Source organism: Enterococcus sp. DIV0806c, from assembly GCF_051710905.1.
In the GTDB taxonomy this organism is placed as follows: Bacteria; Bacillota; Bacilli; order Lactobacillales; family Enterococcaceae; genus Enterococcus_B; species Enterococcus_B mundtii.
Map to the genome: position 1 here is coordinate 1,570,038 of NZ_JBIOLO010000001.1, position 25,370 is coordinate 1,595,407.

At 38.4% G+C, this 25,370-nt stretch carries 7 protein-coding genes; 4 read left to right on the plus strand and 3 right to left on the minus strand.

All coding sequences use genetic code 11. The annotated features are described in order from the left end of the window. Nucleotides 1–135: 135 nt before the first annotated feature. Nucleotides 136–9,411 (minus strand): QWxxN domain, encoded by a 9,276-nt coding sequence (locus tag IGK77_RS07475; protein ID WP_438713129.1) that lies wholly within the window; start codon nucleotides 9,409–9,411, stop codon nucleotides 136–138. Between the two features lie 911 nt (nucleotides 9,412–10,322). Further along, complete coding sequence (locus IGK77_RS07480) at nucleotides 10,323–19,544, minus strand: QWxxN domain (protein WP_074799003.1); 9,222 nt, start codon at nucleotides 19,542–19,544, stop codon at nucleotides 10,323–10,325. Nucleotides 19,545–20,046: 502 nt separating this feature from the next. On the opposite strand from IGK77_RS07480, the gene IGK77_RS07485 reads away from it, so the two are divergent. From IGK77_RS07485 to IGK77_RS07500, 4 genes are all read left to right on the plus strand, one after another. Next, nucleotides 20,047–21,576, plus strand: coding sequence for an AMP-binding protein (locus tag IGK77_RS07485; protein WP_074799004.1), 1,530 nt, complete (start codon nucleotides 20,047–20,049; stop codon nucleotides 21,574–21,576). Nucleotides 21,577–21,751: 175 nt separating this feature from the next. Then, on the plus strand, nucleotides 21,752–22,558 hold the full coding sequence (locus IGK77_RS07490) for a bifunctional hydroxymethylpyrimidine kinase/phosphomethylpyrimidine kinase (RefSeq protein WP_074799005.1): 807 nt from the start codon (nucleotides 21,752–21,754) through the stop codon (nucleotides 22,556–22,558). Beyond that, nucleotides 22,548–23,045 carry an ECF transporter S component gene (locus IGK77_RS07495; RefSeq protein ID WP_071867058.1) on the plus strand — a complete coding sequence of 166 codons (498 nt, stop codon included), beginning with the start codon at nucleotides 22,548–22,550 and terminating at the stop codon, nucleotides 23,043–23,045. Before IGK77_RS07490 ends, IGK77_RS07495 begins: the two co-directional genes overlap by 11 nt. Before the next feature lie 16 nt (nucleotides 23,046–23,061). Further along, nucleotides 23,062–23,610 (plus strand): TIGR01440 family protein, encoded by a 549-nt coding sequence (locus IGK77_RS07500; protein ID WP_074799006.1) that lies wholly within the window; start codon nucleotides 23,062–23,064, stop codon nucleotides 23,608–23,610. 63 nt (nucleotides 23,611–23,673) lie between these two features. On the opposite strand, the gene IGK77_RS07505 is transcribed toward IGK77_RS07500, so the two are convergent. Next, nucleotides 23,674–25,314 (minus strand): glycoside hydrolase family 13 protein, encoded by a 1,641-nt coding sequence (locus IGK77_RS07505; protein ID WP_074799007.1) that lies wholly within the window; start codon nucleotides 25,312–25,314, stop codon nucleotides 23,674–23,676. Nucleotides 25,315–25,370 lie beyond the last annotated feature (56 nt).

Below are 25,370 nucleotides of genomic sequence, written 5' to 3' on the forward strand. Positions count from 1 at the left end.
AAGTTTTTTTAAAACGATCAATTTGATGTTTTATTTTTTTGAAATGAGGAAAGTATGTCGTAACTGTTCATCCTACTGAGATCTTAATCAGTTGCACTTGACTGATTAAGAAGCGGTTCAATCATAGTGACTAACTTATCTTTGTGATACATTCAAATCACTTCGTTTCATTTTTTTATCGTTGTTCTCTCCTTGTCCAAAGGGATTAAAAGGACTTTGCTTTCGGACTGTTCTTTGTTTTTTCTTCATCTTTTGTTTCCTGATCAATCCAAACGGATCCAAGACATTCCGTTTATTTTCCGTGTTTCCAGTCAAGCCGAATACATTAACGATTTCACTATTCTCTTTTCCTTCGTTTATGATGGTTTCGATTCCTCTTTTTTCTCTATGACCAGTGTCTCTTTCCGGAGTGGCAGTGACTGTTTTATTATTTAGGAGCGTATGGACATTGTCCAATGGAATTTCTATCTCATTCGCCTTATAGTCCCATATTTTTGATAAGGCAATCGCCATCATAAGATATCCATTCCCTAGATCCATGCTTTTTGTTTCTCTTTTTTGTACTTTAGCCCGCGCAAAAGGTAGTCCTTTAACAAGACTGATGATAAGGTTCATTACAGTTTCTGCATCAGTCAATTTAATATTTGCACTTAAAAAAGGATCTGTACCTATGGACACCAAGACACTTTCTGGTGATAGTTCTGGTAAACCAAAACACATCGCTGCCTGCTTGACGAATTCTTGAAATGATGGGGATAGTAAAAGCTTATTTTGATTTTTATTAAATGAATCTCGTATCTCTTCCAGACTGTTCATGAATACTCCTCGAGGGGGTAAGGTGTAACATATCCAATCTTCTGTTCCGGCCATAGTGTGTGTGATTTCATTAATAAAGGTTTCCTTTATACCCGGACGGACTTGTCGATTCAAATCTATTTTCGAATCCATATGAAAAGTATCAGCAAAAATAAGGATGCGACAATTCGGATCATTGCTTAAAACAAATGCATCTGCAAGTGGGCGCGTTGTATATTGAGAAAAATAACTATTGGTGCTTTTTTGAAAAACCAAATCAGTAGAAACTATCCAAATATTTTCAAATTCAAAAGCAGCAGATTGTTCAACGAACTGAAGACCTTTTTTAGCGATATATAATAACCTTTTAACTGCTGCTCGCATGACCTCTTCCTTATTTTCAACGTTCTGTAGTTCAAATAACGGGATAAAAAGTTTGGCTGCATCTGTAGTCTCTATTTTGTCATGACTTAGCCAGAAATCCGCTAATTTTATATAATTTTCGAAGATAGATGCCGTTTCCTGAACTTCCTCTATGAATTTTTTTGCAAACGGTCTGAGAGAAGGCGGAAGCTTACTCTGTTCAAGACCAGAAAAAACTTTGTAGGGAAGCTCGGGCGTTTTAGGTAAATATAGTTGGATGACCTCTGCTAGATCACTTAACAAATTTTTTTCTGCATCTATTCTGACTCGGTTTCTAGGTAGTGGAATAAACCCTTCTAAAGGAGGAAGTTTTACGCTATGATCCACAAATCTGAGTGCATCAATATTAATGTAAGGGATAGCATCTCGAATCATATTCCACTCTTTTTCTCTTCCAGGATTTTTCGGAAAAACAGAGTAGTCTGGTTCTTTGTTTGTACCTGTAGTTTGTGAACTCGATGCGCCAGCTGACGTCCCTGCTTGCGAACTACTTGGTAACTCTTGCGAAGGGATGTCTTTTGCTCCAGATCTTCGGATCGTTTTTTCCAGCTCAAACAGTCGTTTTTCTTCGGAGGTTTCCAAGCGGAAATAATTATTTTCTAAATCAAAGCGTAAAATCCTCAGCAGATCACTCCCGTTTTTCTTCAATAAACCGTAGCGATTTATTTCTGGATTGAGTAATACGGTTGTAACATACTGATCATTGATTTTGAGATAGGATTTTCCTTGAGCATTCCACATCAAACCATTTTCATCTGGTGGTGAAAGCGTACTTGGATCTTTTATCGTTTCTGTTTGTCCCAACTGTTTTGTGATTGTTTCGATTACTTCTTTTGTAACCATCGGTGATGTTAGTGGCTCGAATCCCCACTCGATTCCATTATATTTTACCGGAAATATTTTGTCTCCGTTACATACGTCATAACGGATTCCTTGACCTTCGATAATTGTCGCTCTGACTGGGACTATATGACCGTTTAACTTGATATAATACTCTGTTGGTAGATCTGTTTTTTTGATTGCTAAGATTGGACCATCTCCGTACCCTCTTGGGTTTAAATTCTTTTCCTCAGAAAAAGATTTATATACAGCAACTGTACTTGTTAAGTGTTTGATTAATTCCTTTTGTTCTGAAGTGAAGGAAATAGGCCCTTCAAAGCGTTTTAACTGATCGCCGTGCAACGTATAATATTGGCCAAAGACATCACCAGTTTCAATATCGGTCACCTGTAAAAACAAATTACCTTTTGTACGCTTGACAAAGATATGTGGTCCATCTTTTGCTAGCTTAGCAAGTAATATCTCTTCTTCTATAAATTTCGCTTTAGATGCACTATCAAATCGTTCTAATTTGCTTAATAGTATTTTCATTTCTGTCGTAACCAGTGAACTGTATTTAAAACTGATCAACCGTTTGATGATCAAATGTCCTCCTCCGACTAACAACTCAAATCCTGGATCGACAGATCGCGCAACGCTTTTCATCAATGCTTTTATGTCAGATATACTAGGAAGAAAATAAGTAGTATTTTTGATTACTAATTTTATTCCCCCTTTCGCTAGCGCTCTAGATGCACCTAGCGCAAATTTCCAATTGAGTGCTGTGACTTGACCAAAAATAGGAATCATCATAACCGCATCAATCGTGCAGGATGTCACCGCTTCATTAACATCTTGATCAATGATACTCACAACACAATCATAAAATGGGATAAAATGTTTGACTATATTCCAGACTTTTTCAGTAACTGTTTTATCATTGCCAAATTCATACATGATATTATAGAGAAAATCACTGTGTTGACGTGCAAGTTGATCAATAAAGGGTTTTGTATCATATCCTTGACATAGCTTTTTATCTTTTTTGATGTCAATGGTAAAGGTAAATAATTTCTTGCCTATTTTAATCCGATCGCCTTCCTTTGTATAGCCTTGTTTCAAAAGATGTTTGTTATTAAACAAACCATACTCAAGGAATAGTAAGGGGTCTCTATCGACGCGATGGATAATATACCCACCTTCATCTGCCAGTTTTTTTAACGCGTATATTCGTTCTTCCTTTCCGTTATTTGCCACAAATAGATCCGTCTGTTCAAGTTCAAGTATGGTGTCTAACCATGGATCATGTTTGAAAAAGATCATAGGCATTGAACCAGGGGCAGAAGGAGCATAGTAATGTACCTTGTTGTATAATTTGGCAGATGCTAAAAAAACAGTAGTATTCGGAGAAAAGATAAAATGCTGATCTTCCGTATTTAGTGAGTATAATGAAAGTTCAATTATTTTTTGATCCAAGTCAAAATAACTATCAGAAATAGCTCTTGTCAAGCTTTTATAGGCGACCTCAATATTGACGGGCGTAAATAGGTGAGGACATGGATTTCCACCACCTAGATAGATTTCGCTCATTCCAATAGAAAAGGTAGCACCAAGTCGCTCACACTCTTGAACGACATCATTTGTTATCGCTTGTTTTCTGCGCCAATGGATGGTTGCTTGTTGATAGGGTATAAATCTTTTTTCTATTTCTTTTTGAATATCAAGACGTATTTTATCTCGTTTGTTCCAATAACCAATAAAGGTTTGCAGCGCATATTCTTTATAGCTTCCTTCTTTCCCTGCTTTGCGTAGTCCTTCTGGATCGAGCTGCGCCGTCGTGATCAATGCGGGGATCAACAGATGATTTAGTTCATCAATTGTTGTGATTCCTTGGGTACTGATCGTTTCACAGAACAGAGCGCCCAACTTGCGAATTTCAGTTTGATCAAATTTCGTACGATAGCCTACGTTTTCAAGTAATTTCGATCCGATCAGCTGTATCACCGATCCAAAATCCGATATCAGTAAATTGTCGGAAATTTCACTCGTCTCAAGGAAATAATTTGGTAGGGTCTTTTGAACAAATAGAATCCAGATTTTTTTTAAAATGCTTAGGGAGTCCTCTGATATTTTCGCATCTGTTTTTGACAAATTGAGCACACCTGCTTTTGCTAATTCATCCACCTCAAATAAGTTTCGTAGTTGCCCAATAGTAAATATCGATGGATCTTGTGCGTCGAGAATATTTTTTGTGACATAAGCTTCGACTGAGTTTTCTAATATCGTTTCAAATATCCATTTGGTCACCGTTAATTCTGCATTTTTTTCACTGATTTTTTCGTCTGCTTCCCCACCATATCGATTCATTTCTTTCAGAATGATTTTTGCTATAGGTTGCGTTTTATCATTCATGAGGACGAACCCTGCGCTATCTTGAGAAAACCATTTGCCGAAAGCGACCAACAATTCTTCTTTACTTGGGTTTCTAGGCAGCAGTTGTTTCTGTTGAAAGAATATTTCGATTTGATTTCTAATATTTTTATCTCGCCAGCGACCATCTTCAGAGATGACGAATGATGGATCGCTTGGAGGAGGTTCCGGTATTCCTTCTATCGGTGGAGCAGCTGTTTCTAGTGTATCCATCGCCCATTTAAGAAATGCTTGATGCGCCTCTTCATCTGAGAGTTCTCGAACTTTAAAGATTCCGACAAAAAGAACTAATAAGTTTCTGACTTTGTTCATATCCACTTTTTCTGTGGATGATCCCTCTTGGAGCGTCCAGTGGGTGGCCACTTTTACTAAGTTATTTTTATCATCGGGACTGCAAGGATGGCCATAGCCAGTTAAAAAATCAGCTACTTTTTGTAATGTTTGTTCAGCCTGTATTGCAGAACTTCCGAATTTATCAATCTCTACATCACTGATTTGTCTCCCACTTTTATTGATGCCATTCTCAGAAATAAATGCTTTGACTTTTTCCTTCATTTCTTGCTTTTTGCTATCCTCATCATTTCCATAGGCAAAATTCAATTGTTTCATATCAAAAGTGAACCCATACTGCGTATTATTATTTGTCCATTGGAGTATCACTGCATAAGCTTTTTCAAGAGTCAAATCTTCCTCATTAATATTGTATGCAGTAAGAATGATGTTGGCTACTTTATATACCCTTCCAACCATAAAATGATATCTTTGCTCAGAGAGTATCCAGTCTTCCACTGCTTTGGTTAAAAAGCGGGATTCTACACGCCTCAATGTGACATTTTTTGTAAGCATGTATTTCCTAACTACCTCATTAACAGACAATGTTTTCCCTCTATTAACAGAGAATGTTCTCTCCATTTTATTAAAAATATTGAGATAATACACATATGGAATGAGTGGTTTTTCATTAGAAATATTGGGCGTCACGCCCTTACTATATAGCCTAAAGATGTGGTCGCTTTCCTGCTTCTGTTGGAATTTACTTAAAACGTATGGTGATTCATCTGGAGATATTTTATAATAGGTTGTTTTTTCATTTATCGTTCGGTAGGTCGCTCCTTCTACTAAAGTATTCAGTTTCCATTGCATATAAATTGCCTGCAATTTTCTTGTTGATAACCGTTCACCTAATCTTATCAGTGGTACATCGTATTCTTTCAAGATCATGTATGCAAAAAAATGCATTTTTTCTGAATCAACACTATTTTCAGTTTGCCAGTTTTTACCTATCCATTTTTCGACTTGCTCAATTAGAATCTCGGGGGTGTCTAGCTTTTCCACGATTCTTTGCTGGATAAGGTAATTTCTTACTTTCTGATTTACATTAGCGGTCCTATTTCGATTTCGATAAATAGAACCAACAAAATAAAAATTTGGCAGATCATGTATTTCGGCTTCTAAAGGTTGCTTGTTATTGATGACTTCTTGCACCACTTTTTTGATTTTTATCAAATCATTTTCCTGATCTGAAGGAATCACTTTCTCCGTCTGATTTGTCGTTGCTGTTTCAGTATACTCAGGAGATTCAAAAAAAGGGATTGTTTTTATGTCTTGAAATTTGGCATCTTGGTAGACATTATTCGCTCGCCATTGTAGGAAAATTGCATTTACTTCTGCATCAGATAATCTTGTCACTGGGCGACTAAGTGTATGAAGTATGACATGGGCAATCTTTCTCCTTCTAATCAGTGATAGAGTCGGACTTTCTTCACTTTCTAATTTAGCCAATTCAATAAAGATATAGCGTATGAGTGATCCTCTCAGTTTGCTAAAACGATTTTCTTCAAGGGATAAAAACTCTTTTACGGATTCATTAATTGTTTCTGTATGATATCGATCTCTAAAAATCTCATATTGAAACCAGAAGGGTGTTAACACGGCATCCATTTTCAAGTTCGTGTACAAGTGCTTTATATCAAGATAGGATATGAGCCGTAATTTTAACTCATGTTCAACGTCCATATTTAGCTCTTCATATGACAATAATGGCGCTTGTAAGCTTTTATCACTTTCATACAAATCGGTACCTGGGATATGTTCGCCTGACCGTTTCTGAATCAAATGATCGGGTTCTTTTTTGAATGTGTAGCCACTAAACGCGTTGTTATAGCGCCACTGTAAAAAAATAGCGATACTTCGTTCCTCTGATAAATTATGTGCAGGTAGTCCATGTTCTTTTAGAATCGTTTTAGCAATTTGTAATCTCCGATCGATAATCGCCGCATTTGAGCCTCCGTTATTGGCAAAATTTTGCAAAACAAGTGAAAAATCATTTGACGCTAGTCTTGATGATCCTTTTAATTCTTCATACTGATCGACAAGTTCCTCGATGATTTGATCATTGACTTTCGCCGTCTCTGCTCTTCGATCAAATAATTCTCGATCAAACCATATCGGGGGCAAAGTCACACCTGATTCCTCAGGTAGAGTCTGATTTTTCAAATAAGCCATGACTATTTTATTTACGACAGCGTGTTCTTCTTGCGAAAGGTCTTTAGAGGAGTTCAAAGATACTTGCGAGCTGATGTCATAAGGCAATAGTTTTTTTTGTGTTGGAGAAGATGATTTTAAGTGTTGTATGTCTGTTAGGCTCAGTTCATTGAACTGGATGTCGCTAAACACATCGTTGTAAATCCACTGAAAGAAAATGGCTATGGCTCGCTCGTCTGAAATGGTGTCATCATTTATGTCGTAGCATTGAAGTATAACTTTAGCGACCTGGCGTCTTTTTTCCAGGATGGCAACACTTGATATGTCTTTATCCACCCACTTTAGTAGAGCGAGGAAAAAGTCTTTGGTAGACAAATCATCGATCAAACAGAAACCAAGGTATTCACACACACGCTCTTTGATCCGATTGGTTGCGACTTCACTTTTCATGCGCTGTTGAAAGACATCTAAGTCGAGCCAAAATGCGTCAATCGATTCGGTTTTTGGTATAGGCAAAGGTTGCCCTTTTGTATACATATCCACTCTTTGGTTAATAAAGGATCGAGTCGTCTGTGTGATTTCTTTCACTGAATTCAGTGGTATTTTACTCGCATCGTATGGGGGCACATCCGCTGAGGCGGAAGGCGTATCGATTCGTTGTGTCACTTGTTCCAATGTGTCTGGAAGTTGAAATTTATAGTTCATGAAGGCATGATTGTTACGTGCTTGTAGAAATATTTTTATTGCTTGGACATCTGTAATTGGCTCATCTTTTACGCCATAAGACTCTAAAATGACCTGCGCAATTTGTCGTCTTCTTTCTAATACTAGCTCCTGATCACTTGGATTCTTTGAAGTCCCCCAATTATAAAGACCTTGAAACAGTTCTTTTGTGGAGACGCTATTAGAGAAGCAAACGTCATCAGACAAATCGCAAAGTGATTTTCTAATCGTTTCCATTGCCATGCCTACTTTATGTCTCTTTTGAAATAACACTAAATGAAACCAAAAGGGTGTTAATGTTTTCGTAGTGACTGATGGTGAAGGTTCAATATTCACATAGGATTTCAGTACCTTACTGACTGTTTTTTGGATTTCAAGAGAAGGTTCGTCTTCCAGATAATTCATTGAAACACTCATACTGGAGGCATAAGGTAAGATAGGAACATTCAGATTATTTTGAGGTGTCGGTAGCGCTTCCGCTCCGGGGAATATCTGAAAGTTGCTCTTTTCAAAGAATTGATCGATCCGTTCATTGAATTTTTTTGCTAAGTCTATCAGCGGGGCTGCGAGATATTCTTCCTCTTCTTCCAATATCGGTGTTTCAGTTGCTTGGCTACTCTTGGGTGTCTGAATTTGGTTGCTTTTAGATGTCTGAGGAAGGTAAGGCACCTCACGGATCTTTCTCTCCTCTTTTGATATCTGCTCAGTTGCGAGATGTTCCGCTGAGAATGTCCGTGCCAAGACTGTGAAAAATTTTGATAAGATACTCTCAGTCGGCACGTCATTTGAACTTGCTGTGTGACTACTATTCTGATATTCGTAAAAAAAAGCAGTAAAGGTATCTGTCAAATTGTCCCAAAAAGATGTTGGCAGAGTCGAATGAGTTTGATTATTTTCACTGTGATTACTTGGTGATCCTGCTAGATTCTTATAATATGAATCTATAACCAGACGAGCGATATTTTTGGCTTTTTTTTGAATTTCCCCTAAAGCGACTCTATTTTTTGCCTCTTTATTTTTAAAGGAAAAATGGTGGATTTCTTGTACATCATCTTTTGGTTCTTGTCTTAGTTTTAAGGATTTTGACACCGCCTCTTGGCAGATCGTATTAAAATGATAAAGTGTGTGATTTTCCTTTTCCCACATTCCTCCCTCAAGTACTGATTGAGTTGTAACTGTCGTATTGCATTGATCGATTTTTTCCAAATTATGAATAGTTTTGTGTATCTGCAGTGTCCAATGATGGGTAAATTCAGCTAAAGAAATCGGTTCTTGTAAGGTTGCGTTTTTTATTGAATTAGAAAAGTATTCCGTCGCATGGATCGGTTGTGCTGGTTCAACGAGGGCCGGATTTACACTTGAACGAAAAGAAAGAGAATGGATCGTCGGCTGGTATGTCTTGGTCTGATTCGTTGCGGTCTGATTTACTGGGGGGTGATCCAGCATAATATGATTCTCGTCAGTTTTTACTGGACCAATATCCACATAGGTGTCAGCGTCAAAGGCAGGTCTATTTGTTCGGAGGGCTCTTAGAGGGGTCCCTCTCACAGCCAGAGAATCAGTGATGACTAATAGCTGAAGAAAGAGCATTGGGGACCACCTGATCCGTTCATTTATCTTGGTATTCGCTTGGTTAGAGATAAAATTCGCGGCTTCTTGTCTATCTTTTGGATTCGATCCTTTGTTCAGCTTATTATAATGCATTCCGACAGGTTTACGATATTCTTCGATTGGCATGTTTCCACTCCTTTTTAATTCTATTTATCATTGATATTGGTATACCTTCTATTTAAATCAATCATATATAGAAAATAACTCGTACCAAGTCCTATTTTTTATATAAGAATAAATAATGTTGAATGAACATCTTATTCAACGATCATTTTATATCCGATCCATTAGAAGCACATCATTTAGTCATACAGTTTTTCGTTTTTTTTTACTTGAAAAGTATAGTGGTACAGAACCCATCCTGTGTATCGGCTACCTGTTCCAAATGACGGGATTTCCGATACTAACAAATTATTCTATCCAACATAAAAAGGCGGACTTGGAGACTCCTTTTTTCTCTCTTCTCACGATGAACAAATCTCCCCCAACACGATTCGCCAGATTCTTGAGTGAATCACGTATACAACAATATTTCACCGAAATTGCATCGGACAACCTTCCACTACTAAACTAAATTATACTTAGGAGATAAAGATGTAGTGAATTGTCTCTGCAGCAATCGTTACATTCATTCCCACTCATTTGATGCTGTTGGTGCAAAGATGTGTGATTTCTCCGACACTGAAATAAACAAATAATCAAATTAATCGCCTAGCAAGTTGCTTGTGTTATCTGGTTCTACCAACTTGCTAGGTTGATTTTTTTATCGACATAAATGGATCTTAGGTCTTCTTTCTTATTATTTTCAGCCTGTGAGGTAGGTACGTTAGCGACCATGGGGGGTGTCCCAGATTCTTGCCTACTTACTACTCGGAGCTGTGTATTTCCGTTATAACCTATTTAAAATGGCATTTTTTGGTTTAGATAATCAAGAAGATCTACCTGTTCTTGCTTCCATCATTCTTTTACAACTAGGGTTACTGACCATCTTCTGAGAAAATCATGGTTATTGCCGGATTAACACATTTATTGGAACTTCATCGTTGAGATAGATTCAAATCGCTGCGCTTCATTGATTTATTCTTGCCAGACTTGGACGGATCATAAGGATATTGTTCCTTTTGATTCTTTTTGTACAATCTGAATGGGTTGTAGAAATTTTTTTCCATTTTTTGTTTTGTGATCGCTCCCTGTGTATTGGTAATAGTGCTAGCTGTTTTCCCATAAGTGATTATGGTGTTGATCCCTCTTTTTTCTCTAGGATGTTCTTCACTCACTGGAGCAGAAGTTGTAGTCTTATTATTTTCAATCGTCTGGGTTTGTTCCAGCTGGATTTCTTTCTTATGTGCGGTATAATTCAGGATACTTGATAAGGCAATAGCAAGCATAAGATAACCAGACCCTAGTTGACTATTCGCTATGTCTCTTTTGTTTAGTTTTGCTTTTTCGAACGGTAATCCCTCAGCAAGACTTATAAGTAGGATTGTCACTGTTTCTGCATCAGTCATTTTGATATTTGCTTGTAGAAAAGGATCTGTTTTTAGTGCCTCTCTGACGCTTTCGGGTGATAGACCTGGTAAGTTGAGCTGTTTGGAAATTTGATCAACGAAGTCGTTAAATGGCTTTGATACTATTAGATTAGCCGCATCCTCCTTATATTCATCTAATACTTGTTTGAGACTAAGCATATCCTCACCTATGTCTGGTAAATCAAAGGCTAGCCAATCATCTGTGAGAGATACAAGGTGTGTTATTTCATGGATAAGGGTTTGCTTTACCATAGATTCTGTATCCTTGCCTTCCGCTAGAGCTGGATTTACATGAAAAGAATCTGCTAGAATAATAATTCGAGCCTCTGGATCGTAGCGCAAAACAAAGGCATTTGCTTGTGGCGGGGTGCTATACCGAGAGAGGTATTTTTTTGTTTTTTTTTGGTAAACTAAATTAGTCGATACTGTCAAAATATTATTAAAGCCAAAAGCAGACGATTGTTGAATAAATTGGTTTCCTTTTTCACACACTGATTTGAGTCTGTTGAGCGTTGCTCTCATGATTGCTTCCCTGTTTGCAACACCCTGTAATTCAAAGAATGGAATTAAGAGTTTGGCAGCCTCTGTATCCGCGATATTATCATGACTTAACCACTCGTCCGCTTTTTCTATAAACGTTTGAAAAACTGCTGAAGATTTTTCTACTTCTTCATTAAATTTATTGATAAATGGTTGGAGAAAATTTGGAAATGTAGTTGGATCAAGCCCTGTAAATACGCGATAAAGAAGCGCAGGTTTTTTTGGTAAAAGTAAGTTGATTCCGCCAGTGAGTTCATTTACTAGGCGCTCTTCTTGGTTTGTTAAGACTCGGTTGGGTAGTTCTGGGATAAAAGCAGTCAAAGGTTCAAGTTTGATGCTAAGATCGATCGTTCTAGCGATACTGTCTGCATATGGGACAGTATCTCGTAGTGCATTCCATTCTTTTTCCATTCCAGCTTTTGGTGGAAGAGTGTTATATTCAATATACTGAGGCGTTTTTTTGGGTGGTCCTTCAGCTTGTGAACTTGAAGAAGCGTCTTTTGACGTGCTAGGAATGACTTTTTCTTCGTATTTCTTCCTCTTTCCAGCCGTTAGTATCGCGTTTTTTAGGTCAATCATTTTTTTTTCTTCTGGTGTTTCAAAGCGAAATTGATTCATCTCAGGTTCAAAACGTAAAACTGTCATTGGGGCATTCGCATTTTTCTTTACTATAGAATAGCGACTTTCTTCTGCATCAAGTAATTGAATTGGGACATACTGATCCTTGATCTTGATGTAGGCGTTCTTTTGAGCATTCCACATCAATCCGTTTTCATCGGGTGGTGAAAGCGTGGTTGGGTCTTTCAATGTTTCAGACTGATCCAGCTGTTTTTCCAGCGACTCGATGAGTTCTTTTGTCACCGTTTGGGATGAGGGTGGCTCAAACCCCCATTCGATCCCATTATACATTACAGGAAATACTTTATTTCCTTCACACACGTCATAGCGAGTACCTTGACCATCAATCGTCGTCACTCGGACTGGAACGGTCTGTGCATTGATCTTGATATAATACTCAATTGGTTGATCTACTTTTGTGATCGTTAAAATGGTACCCTCACCATACCCTTTTGGATTTAAATTTTTTTCCTCTCCAAACGATTTATAAACAACTACTGAGCTTGTTAACCGTTTAACCAATTCAATTTGTTCAGGGGTTGAAGGAATAGGCCCTTCAAATACTTTCAATTGATCACCATTCAATGTATAGTAGCGACCAAAGACATCACCTGTTTCTATATTTGTCACCTGCAGATACAAGTGACCTTTTTTACGTTTAACAAAGATGTACGGACCATCTTTTGTCAATTTAGCTAAAACCATGTCTTTTTCCATTGATTTAGCCATCTTTGCCCCTTGATATTTTTCTAGTTTTTTTAGTAACAATTTCATTTCTTCTGTAATTAAATGTGTATATTGCAAATTGATCAATCGCTTGATAGCTATTTTTCCGCCGCCCATCAATAACTCAAATCCCGGATCTACGTAACGAGCACTGCTTTTCAATAAGAACTTTACATCAGTTATGGTAGGAAGAAAATGAGGAGCATTTTTTATGACTGATTTCATACCACCCGTTGCCATTGCTTTTGCTGTCCCTAAAGCAAATTTTGAAGTCACAGAGGTCACTTGGCCAAGGAAAGGGATCAAGAAAATAGCATCAATGGCACAAGACATGGCTGCTTCACCTACATTTTGATCAATAATGCCGACGACACAATCATAAAACGGAATAAAGTGTTTAACGATATTCCATACTTTCTCCTTGATGGTTTTATCGTTTCCAAAATCATACAAAAGCTTGTATAGTATATCTTTGTGTAGATGAGCAAAATAATCGATTAACGGTTGATTATCGATTCCTTGACTGAGCTTCTTCTCTTTATTGATCTCAACAGTAAAGGTAAAAAGTTTATCTCCAATGCGAATCTTATCCCCTTCTGCTTGATAACCCTGGCCCCAAACTTTTTTGTTGTTGAATAAACCAAAGTTAAGGTAGAGTAATGGTTTTTTATCCACACGATAGATAATGTAGCCACCTTCATCTGGTAGCTTTTTCAACGCATATAATCGTTCTTCTGTCCCATTTATCGCCACAAATAAATCGGTTTGATCGAGAGAAAGAGTGGTGTCTAACCATGTTTCACGTCGAGCAAAAAAGACGGGAGGCATCACTCCAGGACCAGAGGGAGCGTAATAGTGCACTTTATTTTTTAATTGAGCAGTTGCGCCGTAAATTTGAGTAGTAGGAGAAAATATAAAATCGTATTCTACTAGATTCATCGTATTAAATGAAAATTCAATGATCTTTTGATCAAAGCTGAAATAAGTTTCTGACACCTGTTTTGTCAAGCTTGTATAAGCAACTTCAATATTTACAGGAGTGTATAGACTTGGGCATGGGCTACCTCCGCCTAGGTAGGTTTCCCCTATGCCAAAGGTTGACTGTGCACCAAGCCGTACGCATTCCTGGACGACCTCTTCTGTGATCACTTGTTTTCGTCGCCAGTTGATCATCGCTGCTTGAAAAGTCAAAAATCGCTTTTGGACTTCTTCTTGAAGTTGTAAACTCAGTTCATGCCGCTTTTGCCAATACCCTAGAAAGACTTTTAACGCATAGCCTTTATAATCTCCGGTCTTACCTGCTTCTCGTAATCCTTCTGGATCGAATTGCGCTGTAGCAATCAACGCTGCTATTAAGACATGATTCAATTCGTCCAGAGTTGAAATGCCTTGTACACTAATCGTCTCGCAGAACGCGGCACCTAATTTACGAATCTCAGTTTGATTGAACTGGCTGATGTAGCCTTCATTATCAAGTAATTTCGATCCGACCAGCTGAACCAATGAGCCAAATTCAGAAATCAGTAACTCGTCTGCTAACTGACTCGTCTCAAGAAAATAATTCGGTAATGTTTTTTGAACCAAAAGAATCCACATTTTTTTTAAAAGTATCAAAGATTCTTCTGTTGCATTAGCCGTGCGTAGTTGACCAAATGAGATAGTGCCTGTTTTAAGCATCTCGTCGATCTCAAACAATTTCCTTAGCTGACCGATGGTAAAGACGGATGGATTTGACGAAGCAAGGATATTCTTAGCGACATAGGCTTCGATTGAACAGCCTAATATATTTTCAAAAATCCATTTTGTTACCGTTAATTCTGCATTTTTGTGACTGATTACTTCGCTTGTTTCACCACCATATCGGTTCATGGCTCTTAGAATGACTTTTGCAATCTCTTGGGTTTTGTCAGGCATTAGTGTGATTCCCGCCCCATCTTGTGAAAACCATTTGGCAAAAGCAATCAATATATCCTCTTTTGCTGCTTTATCAGGAAGTAACTTTTTGTCTTGAAAGAAACTTTCGATTTGCTTTCTGATGCTTAGATCACGCCATTCACGGTCTTCTCTAGTACCAAAGGATTGATCGATAGGAGCAGGCGCGGGAGTGATTACTGGTACAGAAGTTATCGTTGGTGGAGCAGCCATTTCTAAGGTTTCCACGGCCCATTTGACGAATGCTTGTTGCAGCTCATTGTTTGAAAGTCTTTGTGCTTGTCTTGCGCCTAGAATCATTACGACTAATTTTTTGATTTTACCGAAATCAAGTATTTCTTCTGCCGTTCCCTCTTTAAGTGTCCAATAAGATGCCACTCTTACTAAGTTATCTGTATCGTCAGTATCACAAGGATATCCCTCAGAAGTTAAAAAATCAGCTATTTTTTTAAATGTTGCTTCCACTTGTATCGCAGATCTTCCGAATGTATCAATTTCTGCTTGCCCGATTGTTTCCGTACTTTGTTCGATGTTGTTTTCAGAAATAAATGCTTTCGCTTTTTCAAGTATTTCTTGATTTTTGCTAGCTTCTTCTGTTCCATAGGCAAAACATATTTTCTGCATATCAAAAGTGAAATCAAACTGCGCATTATTGTTAACCCACTGAAGGATTACCGCATACGCCTTGTTAAGGGTTAAATCCTCTTCATTAACGTTGTATTCTTGCAGAATGATTTTTGCCGCTTTTTTTACACGTTCAACCATGTGATAATAGTTTGGTTCGGAAAGTATCCAGTCTTCCAATGCTTTTGTCAAACCTTCGGTTTCTTGAGGTATGGTCGGGACTTTTTGTGTAAGAAGATAGTTTCTAACCCCTGGATTGACGGAATACGTTTCTTCCTGTTTATCGAAAATATTTTTATAATAGACATATGGAATGATTGGTTTTTCAGTAGAAAGTTCGGAATTATACCCCCTACTAAAGGCTCTATAGATTTGATCACTGTCCTGTTTATGTTGAAAGTTACTGATAACATATGGAGATTCTGGAGGAGATAATTTGTAATAAATCGTTTGTTCATCCGTGTCTTTATATGTGCCACCTTCAAGTAATGTATTCATTTTCCATTGCATATAAATTGCCTGCATTTTTCTTGTTGAAAGGACCTCTCCAAATCTCATAAACTCCACACGATATTCTTCCAAGATCATGTACGTGAGAAATTGCATCTTTCCCGCATCGACACTATTTTCAACTTCCCATTCTTCCCCTACCCATTTGTCCACTTCGTTAATCAATTTCTCAGACGTATCGAGTTCGCCAACAATATTTTGCTGGCGTAGGTATTTCCTAATTTTTTCTTTGACTACATGCGTTCTATAGATATTTTGATAAATTGAAAAAACAAAATAGCAATTCGGGATATTCTGTCTATCTGCCTCCGAGGGTTGCCTATTATTGCTAATTTCTTGCACGATTCTCTTGATTTGTATCAAATCCTTCTCTTGAGATGAAAAAGAAGGATTCACCGTTTGATCCGTAGTTGCTATCTCATCAACTTGTGGGGATTCAAGTAAAGGAATCGTTTTTATATTTTTAAAGTTGGCAGCAATAAACACGTTGTTCGTTCGCCATTGTAAGAAAATCGCATTTACTTCTGCATCCGTCAATTTTGTCGCTGGACGTCTGAGTGTATCAAGTATGACATGTGCGATTTTTCTCCTTCGAATCAATGACTGATCAGGACTTTCTTCACTTTCCAGTGAGGCCAGCTCAATGAAGGTATAGCGTATGACTGAGTCGTTTAATTGACGGAAATCCCCCTCTTCATGAGCCAGATAATCTTTCACAGCCCCATTGATTGTTTCAGTTTGGCTTCGCTCTTCAAAAATGATCGAATGATACCAGAATGGCATTAGTATGACATGTGGTATCAATGTATTGTACAAGTATCTCGTGTCAAGATAGGAGATAGTCCATAATTTTAATTTGTGTTCTACATCTATGTGCAGTTCCTCATATGAAAATAATGGCGCTTGTAAACTTTGAGCAGTTTCATACAATGAAGTTCCTGGGTAGGGATTATCTGTTCTTCCCCCTGTACGTTTTTGGATGAAGTGTTTCTCGCTTTCTTCTTTGAAATTGTAGCCCCTAAAAGCATTGTTATAGCGCCATTGCATAAAAATAGCGATTGCGCGTTCTTCCGATAAGTTATGGGCAGGTAACCCATGCTTATCAAGAATCGTTTTGGCAATTTGAAGTCTCCGCGCAATGATCACCGCATCTGATCGTCCTCTACTAGCAAAATTCTGCAAAACTAGCGAAAAATCATTTGGTGCTAGTTCCGATAATTGGTTTAATTCAACATACTGGCTACTAAGTTCTCTAATAATGAGGCCGTTGACTTTTTCAGTTTCTTCCCTTTTATCAAATAACTCTGAATCAAACCATATCGGAGGTAAAGGCACAGAGGAATTGTCTGGTAAAGGCTGATTCTTCAAATGAGCCATGACTATTTTATTGACGACTGATTGTTCTTCTTCTGAAAGCTCTCTCGTTGATTTTAACGATACTTGCGCGCTGATGTCATAAGGTAAAAGTTTCTTATGCTCTAAATGAACTGATTGGATAGGATGTAGGTCTATTAGATGCTGTTCGGTAAATGGAACATGTTTTAGGGCGTCGTTATGAAGCCATTGGATGAAAATCGCAATCGCACGTTCGTCGGAAATTACCTCATCCTTCAAACCGTAACTTTGAAGGATGAGGTGAGCGATTTGAAGTCTCTTCTCCAGTATGCTAGTACTTGACATCCCTTTACTTCCCCATTTTTGTAAGGTAAGGAAAAAATCTTTGGTCGACAGATCATCAATCAAACATAATCCGAGATATTCACAAACATTCTCTTTCATTTTATTTGTAGCGATTTCAGTTTTGGTACGCTGCTGATAGACATCTAAGTCAAACCACATGGCGTTTATTGGTTCTTTTGGTGGAATAGGTAAAGGCTGATCTTTCATATAGGCATCCATTGTTTGGTCAAAGAAGGCTCGAGTTAGTGCTGATATTGCTACGGCTGAGTTCAGTGGCGTTTGACTAGCATCATAAGGGCGGACATCAGGTAAGGAGGATGAACTAATTGTTTGTTGATTGGCTGTATCCAATGATTTAGGTTCATGAAATGTATAGTACTTAAAGGCATGATTATTTCGCGCTTGTAGAAAGATTTTGACTGCTTCGATATCAGTAATCCCATCTACTTTTACGTCATAAGCTTCTAAAATGAGTTTGGCTATCTTTTGTCTTCTTTCCAGGACTTGTTCGTAATCACTTGGGTCCTTTGAAGTTCCCCATTCCTGAAGCCCACGAAACAATTCTTTTGTGGAAATACTATTCGAGAAACAAACGGCATCGGACAACTCGCAAAGCGATTTTCTGAGGGTATTCATTACTGCATCCACTTTATATCGCTTCTGAAAGAGCACTAGATGAAACCAAAAGGGTGTCAATTGTTTAACAGTTATTGAAAGTGAAGGTTCAATATTCACGTAACGCTTTAGTACCTCATTGACTGTTGCTTTTAGTTCCACAGAAGGTTCTTCTTCCATATAATTCATTAAAACACTCGTACTAGAGGCATAAGGTAAAAAGTGATCAGTCGGATTTTTTTTAGGTATTGGTAACGCTTCTGCTCCAGGAAATATCTGAAAGTTGCTCTTTTCAAAGAATTGATCGATTCGTTCGTTGAATTTTTTTGCTAATTCTAATAATGGCGCTGCGAGATATTCTTCTTCTTCTTCCAAAATCGGTGCCTCAGTTGCTTGGTCGTTCTTGGGTGCCTGATCTTGGTGGCGCATAGATGACTGAGGTTGTTCACTCATGAGTACTTGAGGAAAATACGCTGCCCCAGCGCCCCTTCTACTTTCTTTTTGAGCATGTTCAGTTGCCAGATTTTCCGCTGAGAATGTCCGTGCTAATACTGCAAAAAACGTTGATAATACGCTCTCAACTGGTGGTTCACCTGAACCAGTCGTGTGACTACTATTCTGGTATTCATGAAAAAAAGAAGTAAAGGTATCCGTTAAGTTGTCCCAAAAAGAGGTTGGCAGGAACGGTCTTGTATGATTGTTTTCGCTGTGACTACTTGAAGGTTCCGCGCCATGGTCATAGTAAGATGATAGGACCATCCGAGCAATATTTTTTGACTCACGTTGGATTCTACCTAAGTCTACTTTATTCTTTGAATCTTTATTTTTAAAAGAAAAATGGTGGATTTCTTGCTGATCGTCTTTTGCTTGCTCTCTTAATTTTAGTGATTTTGATTTCGCCTCTTCACAGATCGTATTAAAATGATAGAGCGTATGGTTTTTCTTCTCCCATAACCCATACTCGAGTACGGACATGGGCGTGACAGTGGTATTACACTTATCGATTTCTTCCAGATTATGAATGGTTTTATGTACATGCAGTGTCCAATGGTGTGTAAATGCAGCTAAAGAAACTGGTTCTTGTAAGGTCGTTTTTCTTACTGGATCAGAAAGGTATTTATAAGCATTGATCGGTTGTGCTGGTTGAACGAGGGTCGTATTGACACTCGAACGAAAAAAGAGTGAATGGATCGTGGTTTGATTCACATTTGTTTCTAATGGACCAATCTCAACTGTGGTATCGGCTTCAAAAGCAGGCCTACTTGTACGAAGTGCTCTTGGGGGGACCCCTCTCATAGCAAAAGAATCAGCAATGACTAATAGTTGAAGGAAAAGTAATGGAGACCATCTAATTTGTTCTGTTAGCTGAGTATTTGCAGTACTAGCGATGAAATTTGCTATTTCTTGCCTTGCATCTGGATTGGACTTTTTATTGCGCTTATTCTCAAATGTACCGACTACTTTACGATGTTCCTCGATTGGCATTTTTTTCGCTCCTTTTCAATACAGCTGATTAATTAAAATGGTATATCTATTATTTTAGATTATCTTGTAGGAAAAATAACTGATTTTAAGTACTATTTTTTTGAAAAAAATAAAAAAATGTCGAAAAAACCCTTTGTTATAAGCTTTTTTATTTATATGTAATAGAAAATTGTTATGTATTAACAAAGCTTCCATTTAATTATCTGAGTGATAAAATATGAAAGGTATAGAAGTCTATGGTATATTTTTGTTCATAAAAATTCATTAGTAGGAGTTTCCCCTCTTAGCAGTTTAAAAAATTGAAAAAGCGATGGGGCAAGTATTTTCTCAAAAGATCCCCTCTTTAAGTCATATCAAGTGGATGTGTAGTTTTTTCCCGGTCTTTCTCTCGATTCGATAGATAACTTTACATCCAGGTTTTTCTGTTATTTAGTTTGAGGATATGCTATCATAAATTAGACTTTGTACATTTATTAACAAATTTATTTATGGAGCGTGAAAGATGGAAACAATCGACTATACCCCACTTAATCTTTATACGAATTTTCAAGAAGCTGCTGAACGCACACCTGATGTCCCAATGATTTTTGATCAGGCATTAGTGGCTTATCCGGAGCTTGGTTTTAAAAGCACTTACAAGCAATGTCATGAATTAGTAGTAACGCGTGCCTATCAACTCGCTAGTTTAGGTGTGACACTTGGTGATAAAATCATGATCTACAAAAGCTCTGCTTTTGATACCTACTTGATGGCCGTTGCTGCGTCTTATCTAGGTGCAGTTCCTGTCATGCCTTCCTATCATTTGCCAACAAGTACCTTAGAAGTATTTGTTGATCGTTTGGAAGATCCTTTTATCTTATTCGACGAAGTGACAAGTGAACGTGTTGCAGGAATCACTAATGGTACAAAGAGCAAACAATTAGCTGTAGCTGATTTGCTCAAACAACCCGCAACTCCTGTGGAACAAAAGAAATTAGATAATGATGAAATCTCTTATATGACTCACACTTCTGGCACGACCGGCATCCCTAAATTGATTTGCCACTCTGCACATTCAATGGGTTGGCGGACAAAGTGGCAAAAAACGGTATTTACTAAGATCGCCGAGAAGAAATTAGTCGCTTTTCATATTTCGCCGGTTCATTCACGATTCAACATCGGCATCTCTTCTCTTATGGCGATGGGCTTTCCGATGATGCCAATCGCAGATCCTCAAGGTGAACATGTAGTGAAACTGTTAGTAGAAAATCCACCAATTGCTTTAGAGACACATCCAAATAACTTTGTTCAGTGGAGTTTCACTGCAAGAGAGCATCCAGAAGCTTTTTCAGGTATTCGCTACTATCACTCTACATTTGATGCCATCAACAATCAAACAATGGAAGTATTCCTTCAAACGTCAGCAACAAAAGAAGCAATCTTTTTGCAAGTCTACGGACAAAGTGAATGTGGACCGATGATTTTGAAAGCTCATACGTTGGAGAGCTTAAAAACAAGTGATGCACGTGATATGGGGGTCGGTCTAGGTGACTTGACCAAAGCAAGAATCGCTGATGAAGAAGGTAATGAATTACCTGCGAACACAGATGGTCATATCCACTTGTTATCAAAAGGTCGCGCATTGACTTATTATAAAGAAGATGCTCGTTTCCAAGAAAATGTGTATGGTGTTTGGTGGGATAGTGGCGACTATGGTTGTATCGACGAAAATGGCCATCTGCATTTGAAAGATCGTCAAGTTGACTTGATCGATACGATCAACAGTACTTTAGCGATCGAAGATTATTTGTTGGATTCATTGGAATTTTTAGCTGAAGTCGTCATCGTTCGCGATAAAGACAATTCACCACAACCAATCATTGCTTTAGCGCCGAATCAAGAGATGGATTGGGATCGTTGGTGGAACCAAGTCCATGAATTGCCACGTTTGAATACACCGATCATTCGTGCTTACGAAGATATTCCAAGAACAGCAACCATGAAAGTCCAACGGTTACAAATTGAAAAGGAATTTAAAGAAGCCAATAAATAATTACTGATCCAGTGGTTCAGGCAAGTACTTTTCCTCTAGTGAGGAAAGTGCTTGTTTTTTTTGTATATAGTTTTCTTTTCCCTCTCCGACTTAAAGTGGCTGACCTGATAATCTGCCAATTGGCTGTTTTTCTTTTTAATGGAACAAGGTATACTCTTTTTGTGGAGGGATGAAAGTGAAGAAAATAGTAACGATTGGCGGCTCTGATCCGTTTGCTGGTGGCGGCATACAGTCCGATCTAAAAACATTTGAAAACCATCATATTTTTGGGATGAGTGCTTTGACCTGTATCGGAATGCTTGACTCAGATGGTTCGTTTATATTAGAGACGATCCCGCCTGAATGGTTAGCCAAGCAGTTAGATTCGATTCAACGTATGACAGATTTAGATGGGATAAAAATTGGCTTATTGCATTCATTGGAAGCCATTGACGTTGTGAAGGATTTCCTTACATATTTTGAGGATATTCCCATTGTGATCGATCCTGTGTTTGCCTTTAAGGAAACATCAAATACCTTGAATCAAGCCTATATGCAAAAAATGATACAGGAGTTATTTCCTTTTGCGGATATATTGACCCCAAATTTGAAAGAAGCCTCCCTGCTCTATGGTCAACCAGTTCAGACATTTCTCCAAATGATCGATTGTGCAAAATATATTCATTCACTTGGTGCTAAGAACGTAGTGATCAAAGGTGGCACTGGGATTATTGGTAATGAAGCACTGGATGTTTTATTCAATGGAAAGGAAACAATTTCCTTTAGGCGAGAAAAGTTAGAAGAACAGACTGTCAACGGTGCAGGATGTACGTTTGCTTCCGCGATTGCTGCAAATCTGGCCTTAGATTATCCTTTGGCAGATGCTGTTGCCCGGAGTAAGGCTTTTGTTTATGACTGTATCTTGAATGGTGTCATGATGAATGACCAAACAGGAAGTGTTTGGTCAAAAGGAAAAGGAGTGGAAATAACGAATGAATACTAAAAAAATTGCGATTTATGCCATGCTGACGGCTTTAACTGTGGGGATCTCTTTGGTCATCTTGATCCCAATACCTGGAACCAACGGATTTGTCACCTTATGTGAAGTCGGCATTTATACCGCAGCTGCCCTTTTTGGTCCGATGGGTGGATTGATCGTTGGTGCAGGAAGTGGCTTGTTTATTGATTTATTATCCGGCTATCCCCAATGGGCGATCTTTTCTTTATTGATCCACGGCTTACAAGGACTGGTTGCTGGCTCTTTTGCAGGTAAAGGTTCTGTACGTTGGGGCATTGGGCTATCACTTGGTACGATCATCATGGTGGCAGGCTACTTCTTTGCTAGTTGGTTGCTTTATGACTGGCCAGTCGGTGTCGCATCTTTACCAAGTAATTTGGTCCAAAATATCGTCGGTATCGTGGTGGCGATTCCACTTATAAAGGCATTGATGCGTTTACCTCTGCAACAATCAACGGTAAAAAACAAATAAAAGGAATGAATTGAAAATGGAAGTATCAAAAGACAGTTTCAAACAACAATTATCTGAAATAGTTTCTGACGTCCTCGATGAATCCAATCTTAAAGCTGGCGATCTATTCGTTCTAGGATGCAGTACCAGTGAAATTGTTGGTGGACATATTGGTAAAAACTCAAATGCAGAAATCGGACAATGGGTCATCGAAACATTGAAAGAACAATTAGACCCTCTTGACATTTCGTTAGCAGTCCAAGGTTGTGAACACCTTAATCGAGCGTTAGTCGTCGAACGTCCAGTAGCGGAAAAGAAACAATTTGAGATCGTCTCTGTCATTCCGGCACTCCATGCAGGAGGTGCCTGCTCAGTTGCAGCCTTTGAACAATTCAGCGATCCCGTCGAAGTGGAACATGTCGTTGCTCAAGCAGGAATCGACATCGGTGATACTGCGATCGGGATGCACATCAAGCATGTTCAAGTGCCTGTACGTCCTCGTTCTAACACATTAGGTCATGCGCATGTCACTGCTTTACGGTCTCGTCCTAAATACATTGGCGGACCTCGCGCGCAATACGAATAAGAAAAAACTACGAACGAATAAGAGGGTGTTCCCTTTCTTATGTTCGTAGTTTTTTCATGTCAGCTAAATTTTTCGATAAAGACGCGCTTCATAGGGGGCGAATGTACCACTTGATTGAAATTCTTGACCGGATTGATTTTCCAATAATACTTCCCAAGTTGTTTCAATTTCCGTTGGTAATGTATAAGTCGCTGCTTCATCAGTCAAGTTGACGATGATCAGATAACGTTCTTCATCTAGGACTCGTTCGTAGACAAAGAGCTGTTCATTTTCAGGTAGATATTCGTTGAAACTACCATAAACCAACCCTTTGTTTTCTCGACGTAGGGCAATCATTTTTTTGTAAAAAGATAAAATCGATTCGGGGTCATTGGTTTGATCAGCAACGTTGATCATTTGATGATTCGGATTGACGAGCAACCAAGGGGCAACCTCAGAAAAACCAGCATACAAATGATCATTCCATTGCATCGGTGTACGACTATTATCTCTTGTCGTATTGGCAACGATATCCAATGCTTCTTCTTCAGAACGTCCTTCATCAAGCAATTGTTGATACAATCGTTTCGAATCTACTGCATCGATCTCATCAATAGAGGAAAATGGTAGATTCGTCATACCGATTTCTTGTCCTTGATAAATAAATGGCGTACCTTGTAAAAAGAAATACATCATGGCGATTGCTTTTGCAGAAACTTGCCAATATGCAGGAGACGTATCTCCAAAGACAGACACACATCTTGGTACATCATGGTTTTCCATATAAAGAGCGTTCCAACCTTTGCCATCCAGTGCTCGTTGCCAAGCGCTCAATGATTGTTTCAAACTCAATACATCTAGATCCCCGTCTTTTTCATGTTTCCAGATCGAAATATGGTCAAACTCAAAAATCATATCAAAATAGCCGTTTTCGCCTACCCACTCAGGACCTTCGCTTGCGGATACACCACTCGCTTCTCCTACCGTCATAATATCATATTCATCAAAGACATTTTTTAATTCTGTCAAATGATCTTCGATGCCGGAGACATTTTGAAAAGGAGAAAATGGGTTCTCAGTTGCCTTGACAGAATATTCATCTTTTTTTACATGAGAAATTGCATCTAAGCGGAATCCGTCGATCCCTTTATCTAACCACCAGCGAATCATCGTGAAGAGTTCATCTTTTAGCTTGTCGCTTTCCCAGTTCAAATCAGGCTGCTCTTTCGCAAAAATGTGTAAATAGTATTGACCAGTTTGCTCATCGTATTGCCATGCTGAACCACCAAAGATCGACTGCCATTCATTCGGGGCTTGATCAGGTGTACCATCGACCCAAATGTAGTAATCGCGGTAAGGGTTATCGACCGACTGACGAGATTCAATAAACCATTCATGCTGATCGGAACTATGATTGATGACTAGATCCATGATGATCTTTATCCCCATCTGATGGGCTTCAGCTAATAAAGCATCAAACTCATCCATTGTACCAAACTTCTTGAGAATTGCTTGATAATCGCTGATATCATAGCCGTTATCGACAAATGGGGACTGATAAATAGGATTGATCCAAATAAAGTCGATCCCTAACTCTTTCAAATAGCTAAGTTTTTGGCGAATCCCGTTGATATCACCAATACCGTCGTTGTTGCTATCTTTGAAGCTCGCTGGATAGATTTGATAACCAACTGCTTCTTTCCACCACTTTTCTGTCTGCTTCATGCTTATCCCCCTTTTTTCTTTATTATAGCTCAATTTCAAGCGGTTACATATTTGTT

Bases quoted from the DNA above. Each gene is read 5' to 3' on its own strand.
- IGK77_RS07480 (WP_074799003.1), bottom strand. From the start codon at position 19,544: ATGCCAATCGAGGAACATCGTAAAGTAGTCGGTACATTTGAGAATAAG.
- IGK77_RS07495 (WP_071867058.1), top strand. From the start codon at position 22,548: ATGAATACTAAAAAAATTGCGATTTATGCCATGCTGACGGCTTTAACT.
- IGK77_RS07475 (WP_438713129.1), bottom strand. From the start codon at position 9,411: ATGCCAATCGAAGAATATCGTAAACCTGTCGGAATGCATTATAATAAG.
- IGK77_RS07505 (WP_074799007.1), bottom strand. From the start codon at position 25,314: ATGAAGCAGACAGAAAAGTGGTGGAAAGAAGCAGTTGGTTATCAAATC.
- IGK77_RS07485 (WP_074799004.1), top strand. From the start codon at position 20,047: ATGGAAACAATCGACTATACCCCACTTAATCTTTATACGAATTTTCAA.
- IGK77_RS07500 (WP_074799006.1), top strand. From the start codon at position 23,062: ATGGAAGTATCAAAAGACAGTTTCAAACAACAATTATCTGAAATAGTT.